The sequence below is a fragment of the Burkholderia sp. BCC0044 genome (assembly GCF_902832955.1).
Taxonomy (GTDB): Bacteria; Pseudomonadota; Gammaproteobacteria; order Burkholderiales; family Burkholderiaceae; genus Burkholderia.
On record NZ_CADFDO010000002.1, the window covers coordinates 675,981 to 690,718 of the forward strand.

The following is a 14,738-nucleotide window of genomic DNA, read 5'->3' on the forward strand; positions in this document are numbered from 1 at the left end:
AGAGTACAGTTGCGGCCATTCAGACAGTGCGGATCGCAACTGTGTTGCTGAAGGGAAGTTGAAAGGGAGGCGCGTGAAGCGTTACGAACAACTGGCCGACGAACTGCAGGCGCAGATCGAGCGGGGCGTGTACCGGCCCGGCGAGCGGATTCCGTCGGTACGGCACGCGAGCCGGCAGCAGCAGCTCAGCGTCACGACCGTGCTGCGCGCGTACCTCGTGCTGGAAAGCCGCGGCCTGATCGAAAGCCGGCCGCAGTCGGGCTACTTCGTGCGGGCGCGCGCGGCGGCGCCGGCCGAGGCCGAGCTGCATATCTCGGCGCCCGCCGCCGAGCCGTCGGCCGTGGACGTGAGCCGGCTCGTGCTGTCGACGCTGCGCTCGATCGCGCGCGACGACGCGGTGCCGCTCGGCTCGCCGTATCCCGATGCGTCGCAGTTTCCGGTGCAACGCCTCGCGCGCTATGCGCAGGCGATCGGGCGGCGGCGCACGCGCTGGGGCGTGATCGACGACCTGCCGCCCGGCAACCAGGAGCTGATCCGCCAGATCGCGCGGCGCTATGCGGAGCGCGGGGTCGCGGTCGAGCCGGGCGAGATCGTGATGACGATCGGCGCGACCGAGGCGATCAACCTGTGCCTGCAGGCCGTCGCGAAGCCGGGCGACACGATCGCGGTGGAGTCGCCCACCTTCTACGCGATGCTGCACGCGATCGAGCGGATGGGCATGCGCGCACTCGAAGTCGCGACGCACCCGGGCGACGGCATCGATCTCGACGCGCTCGAACGGGTTCTCGCGCGCGAGCGCATCGCCGCATGCATGGTGATGCCGAATTTCCAGAATCCGCTGGGCTTCCAGATGCCCGATGCGCGCAAGCGCGCGCTGGTCGAACTGCTCGCGAAGCACGGCGTGCCGGCGATCGAGAGCGACGTCTATCACGAGCTGCACTTCGGCGACACGGCGCCGAGCGCGCTGAAGTCGTTCGATCGCGACGGGCTGGTGCTGCATTGCGCGTCGTTCACGAAGAGCCTGTCGCCGCGCTACCGGATCGGCTGGGCGATGCCGGGCCGTTATCGCGACCAGGTCGAGAAGCTGAAATTCCTGAACACGCTCGCGACGCCCGCGATCGAGCAACTCGCGATCGCCGAATACCTGAAACACGACGGCTACGATTTTCACCTGCGGCGCATGCGCAAGCTGTATGCGCAGCAGGCGAGCCTGATGAGCGCGATGGTGCGGCGTTTCTTCCCGGAAGGCACGCGGCTGTCGCAGCCGCAGGGCGGGTACGTGCTGTGGGTCGAACTGCCGCCGCAGGTCGATGCGATGAAGCTGTATACGCTGGCGCTCGCGCAGCGGATCACGGTCGGGCCCGGGCACATGTTCTCGGCCGGCACCGATTACCGGCATTTCATCCGGCTCAATTACAGCTACCCGTGGTCGCGGCAGATCGAGGACGCGCTGAAGGTGCTGGGGCGGCTCGCGTCGGAATGCGCGGTGCGGTGAGTGCTGGGGGCAGGCGGGGGGCAGGCGCGTGCAGCCCGGCTTGCGCGGCCGCATGTCGAAGCCCGACGGATGCGGGTACACGCGCAGCCCGAATGCCGGCAGCACCGCGATCAGATGGTCGAACAGGTCGGCCTGAATCGTCTCGTAGTCGCCCCACGTCGTCGTATCCGCGAAGCAGTACAGTTCGCGCGGAATGCGTGCTGTAAAGACGGGTCGACCGGCTCCCGAATCGGCTCACCTTTGTGCAGGTATCCTCTGCATCGAGGTGATGGGTGGGCGGCGAATCCACATCACCGCAAGCCCGCGTGCGAGCCGCTTACCGGATGCGGCATACACCGGGACGCGATCGGCCCGAAGCCATGACGGCAGGCCTTCGCGTTTCGATGCGCGCGATCCGCGATCCATGCAATCATGCGGACGTCGCACGCGCCGTCGGTGTGCCGCGCGCGTTGGCGTGCGGCCCGTCCGGCGACGGTGAGCGACACGCGACACCGTTGCGCACCCGTTCGTGGCCCCGTCACTTCGATTTCACGCCGACCTCACGCATTTCACGCATGCAAGATTCCAACGAAAGCCGTCCGTCACGTGTGCGGCTGCTGAAAGGCATCCTGCCGATCCGCCGCGCGGGCGCCATCCGCGACGTGTTCGCGGGCATCTCGCTCGCATCGATGGACATCCCGCAGGTGCTCGGCTACGCACGCATCGCCGGCATGCCGGCCGTCACGGGCCTCTACACGGTGTTCCTGCCGCTCGTTGCGTTCGCGTGCTTCGGCGCGTCGCGCCATCTCGTGGTCGCCGCCGATTCCGCGACCGCGACGATTTTCGCGAGCCGGCTGTCGTCGATGGCGCCGGCCGGTAGCGCCGACTATGCGGCGCTCGCCGGCATGGTCGCGTTGCTGACCGCCGCGATGCTGCTGCTCGCGCGCATCTTCAAGCTCGGCTTTCTCGCCGATTTCCTGTCGCGCACGGTGCTGGTCGGCTTTCTCGCCGGCGTCGGCGTGCAGGTGTCGATCGCGATGCTCGGCGACATGCTCGGCCTGTCCGTGCCGCACCCGGCGTCGCGCAGCCTCGCGCAACTCGACTACGTCGTCACGCATCTCGTTCACGCGCACCGGCCGACGCTCGCGCTCGCGGCGCTCGTCGTCGTCGCGATTCTCGCGTGCAAGCGGTTCCTGCCGCGCGTGCCGATGCCGATGATCGCGGTCGCGGGCAGCATCGCCGCGAGCAGTGCGTTCGGCTTCGCCGCGCACGGCATCGCGGTGCTCGGGCCCGTGGCGGGCGGGCTGCCGCCGTTGCGCTGGCCGTCGGTCACGTGGCAGCAGTTCCTCGATCTCGTGCCGGTCGCCGCTTCGTGCTTCGTGATGATCATCGCGCAGAGCGCGGCCGCCGCGCGCGTGTTCGCGCAGCAGTACGGCGAGGACGTCGACACCAATGCCGACATCCTCGGCCTTGCGGCCGCGAACGCGGCGGCGGCGCTCGGCGGTGCGTTCGTCGTCAACGGCAGCCCGACGCAGACGGCGATGGCCGACGGCGCGGGCGTGCGCAGCCAGATCGGGCATCTCGCGTTCGCCGCCGTCGTGGGCATCGTGCTGCTGTTCTTCAGCCCGTATCTGCAGTATCTGCCGCATGCGGTGCTGGCCGGCATCGTGTTCACGATCGCGCTCGGGCTGATCAACGTGCGCAGCCTCGCGGCGATCCGCCAGGAAAGCCCCGGCGAATTCACGCTCGCGTTGATCACGGCCGCGGCCGTCGTGACGATCGGCGTCGAGCAGGGGATCCTGCTGGCCGTCGCACTGTCGTTGATGCGGCACGTGCGCCACAGCTACCAGCCGCACACGATGGTGCTCGAACCCGTCGCCGGCAACGGGCGGTGGCAGCCGGTGCCCACCCGGCGCGGCGCGATGACGGCGCCCGGATTGATCGTCTACCGGTTCGGCTCCGACCTGTTTTTCGCGAACGATCACCTGTTCGCCGCCGAAGTGACCGAACTCGTCGATGCGGCGCCGGTGCCGCCGCGCTGGTTCGTCGTCGATGCGGGTGCGATCACCGACGTCGACTATTCGGCCGCGCGGACCTTGGCCGATCTCGTCCGGGCGCTGCATGCGCGCGGCATCGGCGTGCTGTTCGGGCGCGTGAACCGCTACCTGCGCGCGGACATGGATCGTCACGGGATCACCGAGGTGGTCGGCGCGTCGTGCGTCTTCGCCACGCTGCATCAGGCACTGGAGGCGGCCGGCACGACGCCCGCGCCGCAGGAGCCGGGCACGGTGTAGGGCCAGCGCAAGCCTGTCATTAGCGTGAACCGGCCTTGGCGCGGCGGCGCTACGCGACCGCGCGCAGGCGGGCGAAACCGTTACGCAGGCAGCGGGCCAGTTCCGTCGCGGCCGGCGTGTGCTGGCCGCGCGGCACATGCAGGTTGATCGAGAAATTCGGCAGCGCGGGCAGGCCGCTGCCGGCCGGCAGGATGTCGAGGTCGGCCGGCACGGTGGACGCGAGCCAGACGGTCACGGCGAGATCGGCGCGCACGGTCGCGGCCGTGGCATCGAAGCTGCCGTTCTCGAACACGGTGCGCCACGGGCGATCGCAGCCGCGCAGTGCGTCGAGCACCGTCGGGCGGAAGGCGCAGGTCTGCGCGACCATCGATACCGGCAGCGGCGAGTGCCGATGCGCGGTGCCGCCTTTCGCACCGACCCACACCAGCCGGTCGACGGCGATGCATTCGCCGCGCGGCGATCCGACCGGCGCCTCGATCAGCGCGACGTCGAGGTCGCCGTGCGTGAGGCCGCGCCGCAGCTCGGGCGATGCCGCGCACACGAGCGTGAGCGCGACTTGCGGATGCGCGTGCGCATAGCTTTTCAGGATCGGCGCGAGACAGGTGCCGACCAGATCCTGCGGCGCGCCGAGACGCACCGCGCCTTCCACCGCCCCGGCGCTCAGATCGGCGAGCAGCGCATCGTGAACGGCGAGCAGCCGGCGCGCCTGTTCGAGCAGCCGTTCGCCGGCCGCCGTCAGCAGCAGGTTGCGATGCTCGCGGACGAACAGCGGACCCGACAGCATTTCGAGCCGCGCGACCTGCTGGCTGATCGCGCCTTGCGTCAGGTGCAGCGCGCGGCCGGCCGCCGTCATGCTGCGATGATCGGCGACCGAGACGAATGCGCGCAGCAGCGCGAGGTCGAGATTGCGTACCATGCATCGCATTATGAATGCTAATGGCAGGCATAAAAAGCTTTCGCTGTCGTAATGACGGAATCGCGGGTAAAAACGGGGCTTCAATGACGACAAGACAACCGGGAGCCCTCGTGCCGCTTCACGACTATCTGCCGCTGGTGCTGTTCGTGATCGTGTCCACCGTGACGCCCGGTGGCGCGACGACGCTCGCGACCGCATCGGGTGCGCATTTCGGCTATCGGCGTTCGCTGCCGCTGATGGCGGGCATTGCGGCGGGCCTCGCGTCGATGGCGGCGGCGGCCGCAGCCGGGCTCGGCAGTGTGCTGCTCGCGCTGCCCGCGTTGCAGCTCGGGATGAAGGCGGTCGGCTCGGCGTACCTGTTGTGGCTGGCCGTGCGCATCGGACGTGGCGGCAAGCCGCGGCTCGATGTCGACGTGCACCGGCCGCAAGGGTTCGTCAGCGGCGTGTGGATGCTGTGGCACAACCCGAAAGGCTGGGCGATGACGCTCGGCGCGGCCGCGTCGTTCGCGGCGCTCGCGTCGGGGCCGGCGCGGCTCGGCGTGCTGCTCGGCTTTGCATTCGGCGTGGCCGCGATGGCGTCGTTGTCGCTGTGGTGTTTCGCCGGGTTGCTGTTCGCCCGCGTGTTGCGCACGGAGCGGCAGTGGCGTTGCCTGAATGCGGGGCTCGGCGTGCTGCTCGCGGCGTCGATCGTGCCGATGTGGCTGCCGTAGCGGAAGGTCGCGCCGCGGTGCGGTGCGGCCCGTGTTCAGCGCGAACCGGCCGGGGCGTTGCCGGCCCGTCGCTCGCCGGCGCCGGCACCGGCCGAGCGCAGCGGCAGCCGCAGCGTCGTCACGAAGCTCGCCGCATGCAGCGCGCACAGCAGGCCGAACGCCCACGCGTACGCGACGGCCTGCGTGCCGCCGGCCATGACCGATTCGGCCTGCAGCCGCCACGCGAGAAACAGTGTGCAGATCGTCGTGAACGTCGGGCCGCCGAGCCGCTGCACGATATTGAGCGACGTGGTCGCCATCGGCAGGTCGTGTCGCTCGACCGATGCATACGCGGCGGCGATCGACGGCGCGCCGATCGCACTCTGGCCCATGCCGCGCAGAAACAGCGCCGGTACCAGCACGAGTGGATCGTAGCCGGTCAGCGCGAGCAACACGAACGGCAGCGTGGCGACGAGTGCGAGCAAGGCGCCGCCGGCGGCCAGCCGGCGCACGCCGAACCGGCTCGTCAGCGCGCCCATCGACGGATAGGTGACGAGCATGCCGAGCCCGAGCGGCGCGAGCAGCCAGCCCATCTCGCCCGGCGAGCGCCCGCACGCCTGGATCAGGAACACGGGAATCAGCATCTGGCCGGCATATATCGCACCGTTCGACAGGAACTGTGTGCCGGCTGCCGCGCCGAACACGCGCGAGCGAAACAGCGCGAGATCGATCAGCGCATGTTCGCCCTGGCGGCGCTCGAAGCGCAGGAACGCGACGAGCAGCAGCGCCGAACCCGCGAGCGCCGCGATGCCGGGCGCCGAGCCGATCCGCTCGACGCCGTACAGGAACAGCACGAGGCCCGGCGACAGCAACGCGAGGCCGATCCAGTCGAGTGCGCGCCGCGGCGCAGCGTCCCGGTCGGCGGGCAGGAACCGCACGGCCAGTGCGAGTGCGAGCGCGCCGACGGGCAGGTTCACCAGAAACAGCCAGCGCCACGACGCGTGCTGCAGGATCGCGCCGGCCACGACCGGGCCGAGGATCGGTGCGAGCAGCGCGGGGACAGCCGCGTAGCCGATCACACGTGCCATCTGCTGGCCGGCGACGCGCGCGATCATCATCTGCGCCATCGGCGCGAGCAAGCCGCCGCTGACGCCTTGCAGCACGCGGAACACGATCAGCGACGGCGCGGACCATGCGAGCCCGCACAGCGCCGACGTGAGCGTGAACGCCGAGAAGCACCACAGGTACAGCGCCTTCGCGCCGATGCGGTCGACGAGCCAGCCGCTCAGCGGCAGCACCAGCGTCAGCGCGAGCAGGTAGCCGCTCGTCACCCACTGGATCGTCGACAGGCTGGCATGCAGATCGGTCGCGAGGCTCGACAGCGATACGTTGACGATCGTCGCATCGAGTTGCGACAGCAGCGAGCCGAGCGTCGCGACCGCGCTGACTTTCCAGATCGACGGATCGAGCCGGCCGGCCGCGTGGCCCGGCGCCGGCTGGATGCGTTCGTCCCTCACGCGCCGCGCCGGTCGAGCAGTGCGACGATGTCCTGCGTCGTGCCCGTTTCGCCGAGGCGCGGGAACAGCCGCTCGATGCTGTTCGCGTGTGCGTCCGCGTTCAGGTCGGTCATCGCGTCGACGGCGAGCGTCACGTTGTAGCCGAGTTCGTGCGCCTGCCGCGCGGTCGATTCGACGCCGATGCTCGTCGCGACGCCGGTCAGCACGATCTGGGTGACGCCGGCTGCTTTCAGGTGCGCGTCGAGACCGGTGCCGGTGAACGCGCCCCAGGTCCGCTTCGTCACGACGTGATCGCTCGGCTGGCGGTTCAGTTCGGGCACGAGTTCGGTCCAGTCGGCGGGAAGCTGCGCCACGGGCGGCGATTGCTCGGTGCGGCCGGGTGCGCCGCCGGCGACGTTGACCAGCACGACCGGCAGGCCGCGGCTGCGGAAGGCGTCGAGCAGTTCGCGGGCGTGGGCGATCACCGGCGCGACCGGGTGCGCGGTGGGGAGGGCGACGATGCCTTTCTGCAGGTCGATGACGACCAGTGCCGTATTCGTGTCGAGACGGGTTGCGCTCATGATGGGACTCCGGGAAATGGGCGAAGAAAGCCGTGCGCGCGCATGCCGCGTGGCGCTCGGGGCCGGGTTCATTGATCGCCGATGCGGCGAATCAGCGAGATGGCTGCGGCAAGCGTGTCGATGTCTTGCGGAGCGAGTTGTTCGATCGCGGCGCCGAGCCACTTGTGTTTCGCAGCGTGGCGCTTGCGTTGTGCATCGAGGCCGGCGGCGGTGAGTTTGAACAGGATCTGGCGGCCGTCGGTCGGATGCGGCTCGCGCTCGACGAGCGCGTCTTCCTCGAGGCTCGCGAGGATCGCCTTCATCGACTGCGGTTTCATCGCTTCGGCGCGCGCGAGATCGGCGGTCGTCATCGGCCCGTGCCGTTGGAGCCGCGCGAGCGCGCTCGTCTGGGACATGCCGAGCCCTCCGGAATCGATCTCGGAGCGCAGCCGGCGGATGAGCTGGCCGACCGCGAGGGTCAGGTCGGCGGCGACGGTTTCGGCGGAAACGCCGGGTTTGCGTGGCGGGTTCATGCGGCAAATCATAGATCACGACAGTTAAACTTGCAAGTTTAACTGTCGAATTGATCGCCGACCGGCGGTGCTGCCTGGCGCGCGATTACGGACGTCGATGCGGGACCGGTACGACTTCGTTGTAGCGCGGGGTTGCGTTTTCGTGCAGCAGATCGCCGAGGTACTGGCCGAGTTCGTCCGCCGCGAGCGTGGGCGGAATGTGCAGATTGGCCGGGCGCCGCTTGCCTTCGGCGCCGAGGTCGAACACGGCCCAGCGGCCCTCCGTGCGCAGCACGGCGAGCAGCCGGCCGAAGGCGTTGAAGCGGTATTCGTGCTGCATCGCGTTGCTCCCGTGGCGTGAACGTGCCGGCTGCCCGTGTGCGTTTACTGGATCGAACAGGACAGCCAGCGATGGATTCGGATGGCGTCGCTCGATACGCCGGCACGCGTTGGCGCGCCGAGCAGCACGACCGTTTCGCGGCGGCCTTTCACGCGCATGCGCATCACGACGCCGTGCCCCGATTCGTTGATGAAGCCGGTTTTCTGCAGCCGGATCGGCAGACGGCGATAACGCACGAGCGGATCGGAATTCACGTACACGAGTTCGCCGTCGCCGGGGCGCACGGTGGTCGACAGATCGGTCGAGAAATAGCGGATCAGCGGATCCTGCGCGGCCGCGCCGACGAGCCGCGCGAGATCCTCGGCCGTCGACACGTTGTGCGGCGACAGGCCGGTCGGTTCGCGGAAGTGCGTATGCCGCATGCCGAGCCGGCGCGCTTCGCGGTTCATCGCCTTCACGAACGCCGCGCGCCCGCCCGGATAGTCGCGGCTCAGCGCGGCGGCCGCGCGGTTCTCCGACGACATCAGCGCGATATGGAACATGTCGCGGCGCGACAGTTCCGAGCCGACCTGCAGGCGCGAACCGGTGAACTTGATCATGTCGCGATCGTGCGCGGTCACGCGCAGCACGCCGTTCAGCGGACGATCGGCATCGCGCGCGACGACGGCCGTCATCAGTTTCGAAATCGACGCGATCGGCCGCACGGTGCGTGCGTTGCGCGCCAGCAGCGGGGTGCCGGAATCGACGTCGAGCACGTAGGCCGCGCGTGAATGCAGCGAACCGGCCGCGCGCGGCGTATAGCCGCAACGGGCGAGCAATTTCGGTTTCGCGGGCGGGCGCGCCCGCACGGCGGTCGTGCGTTTCGCGCGTCGCTGCTGCGGCGCGGGTGCCGCGTGGCGCTTGGCCGCCTGATGCGTCACGCGCGAGCGGCGATGCTTGACGGCCTTTTTCTTGCGATGGGGCTTCTTCTTGACGGCCTTCGTGTGTGCATGCGGCTGCGCATGGGCGGTGCGATGCGGCTGCACGCGTTGCGCGGACGCGTTGGTGGCGAATGCGAGCAGCAGGAACGACAGGGCGAGGATCAGGGTGGTCCGGGCGCGAGGCACGCGCGCGATGAGGCCGGTCAAGCGAAAGTCTCCTTTTCACGCGCGATGCGGCTGCGCGGAATGCATGGGCGGTCAGCGGGTGCGGGAAATTATACGGTCGATCGCGGGGCGATGACGATTGGATGACGCGCAATGACGCTTAATGCGGGGGAGTTTCGATCGTTTTCGGGCTGCCGCGCAAGCGGTACGCATGGGGTGAAAGGCGGGCCGGTACGCGGTTCAGCGCGGCCAGTTCCGCCGCGACACGACCGCGAAACTGAGCGCGATCGAACCGGTTACCGCGCGTGGCGGCGCGTCTTCCAGCGCATCGCCGAAGCGAAAGCGGCGGCTGCGCCCGTCCGTGCGTTCGGCGCGACGCTTCGGTGCGCGGGCATCGACGGCAACGGCGCATTCGCTTGCGTCCGTGACATCGGAGGATGGCTCGGCCACGCAGTCGGCCACTGGATCGAAGGACATGAAAGTGAATTCCGGGAAGGGGCATGTCCGTATTGAACGCCATTGCATTCGATCGGTAAAATGAATCTTTCGATCGTTATGATTCCGTTAAAGAATGGAACTGAAACTGCTTCGCACGTTCCTGACGGTCACCGAGCTGTGCCATTTCAGCCGTGCGGCCGATGCGCTGCACATGAGCCAGCCGGCGCTCAGCAAGCAGATCGGCGCGCTCGAGGCGAGCCTCGGCGGCAAGCTGTTCGAGCGCGGCCGCCATGGCGCGGAACTGACGCCGTTCGGCGAACGCTTTCTGCCCGACGCGCAGGCGCTCGTGCGCGATGCCGACGAAATCCTGGCGCGTGCGCGGGAAGCGACCAGCGGCCAGCGCGGCCATTTGCGGCTCGGCATCTGCCTGTCCGTGCTGACGCTCGTACCGAAACTGATCGCGGAATTCCGTCGTCGCAATCCGGGTATCGCGGTGACGCTGAGCGACCTGTCGTCGTCCGAACAGACGCGCCGGCTGCACGCCGGCAAGCTCGACGCCGGTTTCCTGCGTTTGCCTGCCGACGCAGGCTTGTCGTCGTTCAAGGTGACCGACGAAGCGCTCGCGCTCGCGGTGCCGCCGCATCTCGGCTTCAAGCGGGTACCGGCCAACCTCGACGTGCTCAACGAGATCGGCTTCATCGCGCTGCAGCGTGCGCGTGGCCCGGGGCTGGCCGCGCAGATCGACCGGTGGTGCGTCGAGCGCCGCTTCGTGCCGCACGTGATGCAGCAGGCGGAGGACGTGCAGTCGGTGCTGACGTCGGTCGCGGCCGGCGTCGGCGTCGCGTTCATCCCGTCGAGCGCGCAGTATCTGCTGCGCGACGCGACGGTGCTGCCGCTCGACGGCCGGGACGCGAAGTGGCGCGTGGGGCTCGCGTGGCGGGCCGAACGCGACGATCCCGTCACCACGCGTTTCGTGTCGTTCATGCGCGCCGCGCTCAAGGGCGCGTGACGCGGCGTATAGTGTCCGCGATCGTTGTCTCCCTGCATGCCGGCCCGACGCCGGCCGACGAACCCGAACCGATGACTTCAGAAACCGACGAATCCCCGCTCGATCCCGCACTCGTCGCCACGCTCGCGACGCTGAACGAAGCCGCGAACGATCCGGCCGGCAAGACGTGGTCGCTGCCGAAGATCGCGAAGCGCACGCAACTGCCGATGAGCACGCTGCGGCGCGTGCTGACGCAGCTCGACGCCGCCGGCCTGAGCGCGACGACACTGAACGAGGACGGTACCGGCAGCGCTGCGCTGACCGACGAAGGGCGCGCGGTGTGCGCGCAGCTGTTCGGCGCGAACGACGCCCAATGATTGAAAAACAGGCCGCGGATGCGGCCTGTTCATCACCGAACGACGGCGGATCGGATCGTTCGGCCCGCGCGGGTGACGCACGGGCCGGCACGTCGTCATCCGCGCGCGATCAAAACCACTGCTTGTAGCGACGCACGTAGATCGTCTTGACGATCTGCGCGAGCACGATGTAGCCGACCATCGTCGCGGCGAGCCACAGCCAGTAGGTGCCTGGCAGGTGCATGAAGCCGATCGCGTCCGCGAACGGCGAGAACGGCAGCCAGCAGCCGATCGCGATCGCGGTGAAGGTCGACAGCAGCACCGGCAGCGACGCCGTGCTCTGCAGGAACGGGATCTTCTGCGTGCGCAGCAGGTGCACGACGAGCGTCTGCGACACGAGACTCTCGATGAACCAGCCGGAATTCATCACGATCTGGCCGCTCGTGCCGCCGTTCAGGTGATACAGCGCGCCCGCACCGAACACGGTCCACATCAGGATATACGTCGTGATGTCGAATACCGACGACGTCGGCCCGACCCACAGCATGAAGCGGCTGATGTTGCCGGCTTCCCACTTGCGCGGCTTCTTCAGGAACTCGGGGTCCATCTTGTCCCACGGCAGCAGCATCTGCGACGTGTCGTAGATCAGGTTCAGCACCAGCAGCTGCGTCGCGAGCATCGGCTCCCACGGCAGGAACGCGCTGGCGACGAGCACCGAGAACACGTTGCCGAAGTTCGAGCTGGCGGTCATGTTCAGGTACTTGAGGATGTTGCCGAACGTCTCGCGGCCCTTGATCACGCCTTCCTCGAGCACCATCAGGCTCTTTTCGAGCAGGATGATGTCGGCGGTTTCCTTCGCGATGTCGGCGCCGCTGTCGACGGAGATGCCGACGTCCGCGTCGCGCAGCGCGGGCGCGTCGTTGATGCCGTCGCCGAGGAAGCCGACCGTGTGGCCGTTCGCCTGCAGCGCCTTGACGATGCGCGCCTTCTGCAGCGGCGTGAGCTTCGCGAACACGGTCGTGCGTTCGACCACCTGCGCGAGCGTGGCATCGTCGAGCGCTTCGATTTCCGTGCCGAGCATCGGTTTGCCGGGTTCGAGGCCGACCTGGCGGCACACCTTCATCGTGACGGTCGGGTTGTCGCCCGTCAGCACCTTCACCGCGACGCCGTTCTCGCGCAGCGCGGCGAGCGCCGGCGCGGCCGATTCCTTCGGCGGATCGAGGAAGGTCAGGAAGCCGCGCACGACGAGATCGTGTTCGTCGGCGGTGCGGTATTGCGCGCGTTCGTCGCCGCGCGCAATTGTGCGCGTCGCGAGCACGAGCACGCGGAAGCCGTCCTCGTTGTACGCGGTGGCCTGTTCGAGCAGCCGCTTGCGGGCCACGAAGTCGAGCGGGCGCACGCCGTCTTCATCCTGCACGTGCGTGGACACCGCCAGCATTTCCTCGACCGCACCCTTGCAGATCAGCAGGTGCGTGCCATGCGTATCCTCGACGACGACCGACAGGCGCCGCCGCACGAAGTCGAACGGCAGTTCGTCGATCTTCTTGTAGCCCTGCGGCTTCACGCGGTCGCCGATCTCGTCGGCACGCGCGACGACCGCGATGTCGATCAGGTTCTTCTGGCCGCTCTGGTGGAAGCTGTTCAGCCAGCCGAGCCGCAGGATGTCCTCGTTCTTGTGGCCGGACAGGTCGAGGTGGTGTTCGAGGATGATCTTGTCCTGCGTGAGCGTGCCCGTCTTGTCGGTGCACAGCACGTCCATCGCGCCGAAGTTCTGCACCGAGTTCAGCCGCTTGACGACGACCTTGCGGCGCGCCATCGCGACCGCGCCGCGCGCGAGGTTCGCGCTGACGATCATCGGCAGCATCTCGGGCGTGAGGCCCACGGCCACCGCGAGGGCGAACGTGAGGGCGCTCAGCCAGTCGCCCTTGGTCAGGCCGTTGATCATGAACACGATCGGCACCATCACGAACATGAACTTGATCAGCAGCCAGCTCACGCTCGCGACGCCGCGGTCGAAGCTCGTCTCGATGCGCTTGTGGCTCACGACGTTGCGCGCGAGCGAGCCGAAGTACGTGTCTTCGCCGGTCGCGACGACGACGGCCGTCGCCGTGCCGCTGACGACGTTGGTGCCCATGAAGCAGACGTTCTCGAGATCGAGCAGCGACGCCGATGCGTCGTTGGCCGCGCCGGCCGCGTGCGTGCCAGCGGATTTGCCGGCCACCGCGCCGAGCGTGTCGTACTTCTCGACGGGCAGCGCCTCGCCGGTCAGCACGGCCTGGCTGATGAACAGGTCGCGCGACGCGAGCAGGCGTACGTCGGCGGGGATCATGTCGCCGGCGGAAAGATGCACGATGTCGCCGGTCACGACTTCGCGCATCGGCACCTCGCGGCGCGTCGGTTCCGACGTGTCGGTCATGGCGCGCTGCACGGTCGCCGTCGTGCGGACCATCGCCTTGAGCTTCTCGGCCGCACGCAGCGAACGGAATTCCTGCACGAAGCGCAGCAGTGCGCTGATCGTGACCATCGTCAGCAGGATCGTCATGCCGACGTAATCGCGATCGTCGGGCGCCGCGAAATAGACGTCGGTGCAGAAGCTGATGGCGGCCAGCACCAGCAGCACGTAGACGAACGGGTTGTGGAACGACAGCAGCAACTGGCGGGTCCAGTGCGGCGGCTTGTCGTGCGCGATTTCGTTCGGGCCGTCATGCTGCAGGCGGTCGGCGGCCTGGTCGTAGGTGAGGCCGCGCGTGCTGGTGCGCAGCGCCTTCAGCGTGGCTTCGAGCGGGCGAGCCGCTTCCTGCGCGGCGCGCATGATGCGCGGGTCGTTCTGCTGGCCGGCGCCGGCCTTGATGAAGCCGCGCTGTTTCTTGTGCGAGGTATTGTGTCGTGTCGTCATGAGTCGCTCCTTGCGCACGAGGCGGCGGGCGGGGAGCGGCCGTGACGTTATCGACGCACGAGCGCTCCCCGCCGCGTCGCGTCAGGCGCGATCGGCTGTGGATCGGTAAAGGCGGGAACGCTCGCCGGCGCGCAGGATGCGCACGGCATGTCGATGCGCAGCGTCGCACCGGCGAGCGGTAATCGACTACTGTCGTCTGAGTTCATCTGCACTCCTGTCAGTTGCGGATAGTCGGCACGGGCGATCGGCAGCGGCGCGCGCAACGAGGCGCGCGGCCGGACGGCACGCGAACGGAGAGCGCACGCGGCTGGCGCCACGCGCAACACGAACGCACGCGCGCGACGGCGCGTCGCATGCATTCGACAACATCGAAAATTCGGCGGGGGATCTGGCCGCTAATCAGGCCGGAAGGGCGCCGCATCCTGCTTCCCGGGATGCGGCAGAAGACGAGGCTCTGCGCGTTTTCCTCAGGCAGCAGTCAAGTTGGTCAGATACCAACTACAACTCGCATCGGTGTTCACAGAACACTCCATGTAACTAGACGGGGGCGATGGTAATGGCTCGCCGTGCGAAGCGTCAACCCTTTTGTCAGGCGTTATTTCGAGATGCGCGGTCGGGTCGATGCGCGTTCGCGGGCGAACTCGATAGCCGGTAACGAAACAGCCGCGCGCACACCTTGTCGGCATGCGCGCGG

Annotated in this window: 14 protein-coding genes and 1 pseudogene; 5 read left to right on the forward strand and 10 right to left on the reverse strand. The window is 68.4% G+C overall.

Translation table 11 applies throughout. The features are described from left to right. The first annotated feature begins 73 nt into the window (after positions 1-73). A complete protein-coding gene (locus HWX14_RS11620) occupies positions 74-1,495 on the forward strand; it encodes a PLP-dependent aminotransferase family protein (RefSeq protein ID WP_175882848.1) in 1,422 nt (473 codons plus the stop codon). Here the strand turns inward: HWX14_RS11620 and HWX14_RS36875 are convergent. Next, positions 1,410-1,690: pseudogene (locus HWX14_RS36875) on the reverse strand (hypothetical protein); the annotation flags it as partial. The gene HWX14_RS11620 and the pseudogene HWX14_RS36875 sit on opposite strands and share 86 nt — an antisense overlap. Before the next feature lie 359 nt (positions 1,691-2,049). Here HWX14_RS36875 and HWX14_RS11625 point away from each other — a divergent pair. After that, positions 2,050-3,768, forward strand: a complete 1,719-nt coding sequence (locus tag HWX14_RS11625) for a SulP family inorganic anion transporter (protein ID WP_175882849.1) — start codon at positions 2,050-2,052, stop codon at positions 3,766-3,768. Positions 3,769-3,817: 49 nt separating this feature from the next. Here HWX14_RS11625 and HWX14_RS11630 read toward each other — a convergent pair whose 3' ends face one another. Then, on the reverse strand, positions 3,818-4,693 hold the full coding sequence (locus tag HWX14_RS11630) for a LysR substrate-binding domain-containing protein (RefSeq protein WP_175882850.1): 876 nt from the start codon (positions 4,691-4,693) through the stop codon (positions 3,818-3,820). A gap of 101 nt (positions 4,694-4,794) precedes the next feature. On the opposite strand from HWX14_RS11630, the gene HWX14_RS11635 reads away from it, so the two are divergent. Continuing rightward, positions 4,795-5,394, forward strand: a complete 600-nt coding sequence (locus HWX14_RS11635) for a LysE family transporter (protein WP_175883562.1) — start codon at positions 4,795-4,797, stop codon at positions 5,392-5,394. A 35-nt stretch (positions 5,395-5,429) separates the two neighbouring features. Here the strand turns inward: HWX14_RS11635 and HWX14_RS11640 are convergent, their stop codons facing one another. The 6 genes from HWX14_RS11640 to HWX14_RS11665 form a co-directional block, all read right to left on the reverse strand. Further along, positions 5,430-6,890: a DHA2 family efflux MFS transporter permease subunit gene (locus tag HWX14_RS11640; RefSeq protein ID WP_175882851.1), complete on the reverse strand. Its 1,461-nt coding sequence runs from the start codon at positions 6,888-6,890 to the stop codon at positions 5,430-5,432. Continuing rightward, positions 6,887-7,450, reverse strand: coding sequence for an isochorismatase family protein (locus tag HWX14_RS11645; protein ID WP_175882852.1), 564 nt, complete (start codon positions 7,448-7,450; stop codon positions 6,887-6,889). Before HWX14_RS11645 ends, HWX14_RS11640 begins: the two co-directional genes overlap by 4 nt. 68 nt (positions 7,451-7,518) lie before the next feature. Next, positions 7,519-7,974, reverse strand: coding sequence for a MarR family transcriptional regulator (locus HWX14_RS11650; protein WP_175882853.1), 456 nt, complete (start codon positions 7,972-7,974; stop codon positions 7,519-7,521). A 73-nt stretch (positions 7,975-8,047) separates the two neighbouring features. Next, complete coding sequence (locus tag HWX14_RS11655) at positions 8,048-8,281, reverse strand: hypothetical protein (protein ID WP_175882854.1); 234 nt, start codon at positions 8,279-8,281, stop codon at positions 8,048-8,050. 44 nt (positions 8,282-8,325) lie between these two features. Beyond that, positions 8,326-9,408 carry a serine hydrolase gene (locus HWX14_RS11660; RefSeq protein WP_175882855.1) on the reverse strand — a complete coding sequence of 361 codons (1,083 nt, stop codon included), beginning with the start codon at positions 9,406-9,408 and terminating at the stop codon, positions 8,326-8,328. 198 nt (positions 9,409-9,606) lie between these two features. Continuing rightward, positions 9,607-9,891, reverse strand: coding sequence for a hypothetical protein (locus HWX14_RS11665; RefSeq protein WP_244130205.1), 285 nt, complete (start codon positions 9,889-9,891; stop codon positions 9,607-9,609). 46 nt (positions 9,892-9,937) lie between these two features. Here HWX14_RS11665 and HWX14_RS11670 point away from each other — a divergent pair, with 46 nt between their 5' ends. Further along, on the forward strand, positions 9,938-10,813 hold the full coding sequence (locus HWX14_RS11670; protein ID WP_175882856.1) for a LysR substrate-binding domain-containing protein: 876 nt from the start codon (positions 9,938-9,940) through the stop codon (positions 10,811-10,813). A gap of 71 nt (positions 10,814-10,884) precedes the next feature. Then, positions 10,885-11,169 (forward strand): transcriptional regulator, encoded by a 285-nt coding sequence (locus HWX14_RS11675; RefSeq protein ID WP_175882857.1) that lies wholly within the window; start codon positions 10,885-10,887, stop codon positions 11,167-11,169. Positions 11,170-11,278: 109 nt separating this feature from the next. Here the strand turns inward: HWX14_RS11675 and mgtA are convergent, their stop codons facing one another. Further along, positions 11,279-14,044: a magnesium-translocating P-type ATPase gene (gene mgtA, locus HWX14_RS11680; RefSeq protein WP_175882858.1), complete on the reverse strand. Its 2,766-nt coding sequence runs from the start codon at positions 14,042-14,044 to the stop codon at positions 11,279-11,281. Between the two features lie 47 nt (positions 14,045-14,091). Further along, positions 14,092-14,250 carry a hypothetical protein gene (locus tag HWX14_RS11685; RefSeq protein ID WP_175882859.1) on the reverse strand — a complete coding sequence of 53 codons (159 nt, stop codon included), beginning with the start codon at positions 14,248-14,250 and terminating at the stop codon, positions 14,092-14,094. Between the last annotated feature and the right edge of the window lie 488 nt (positions 14,251-14,738).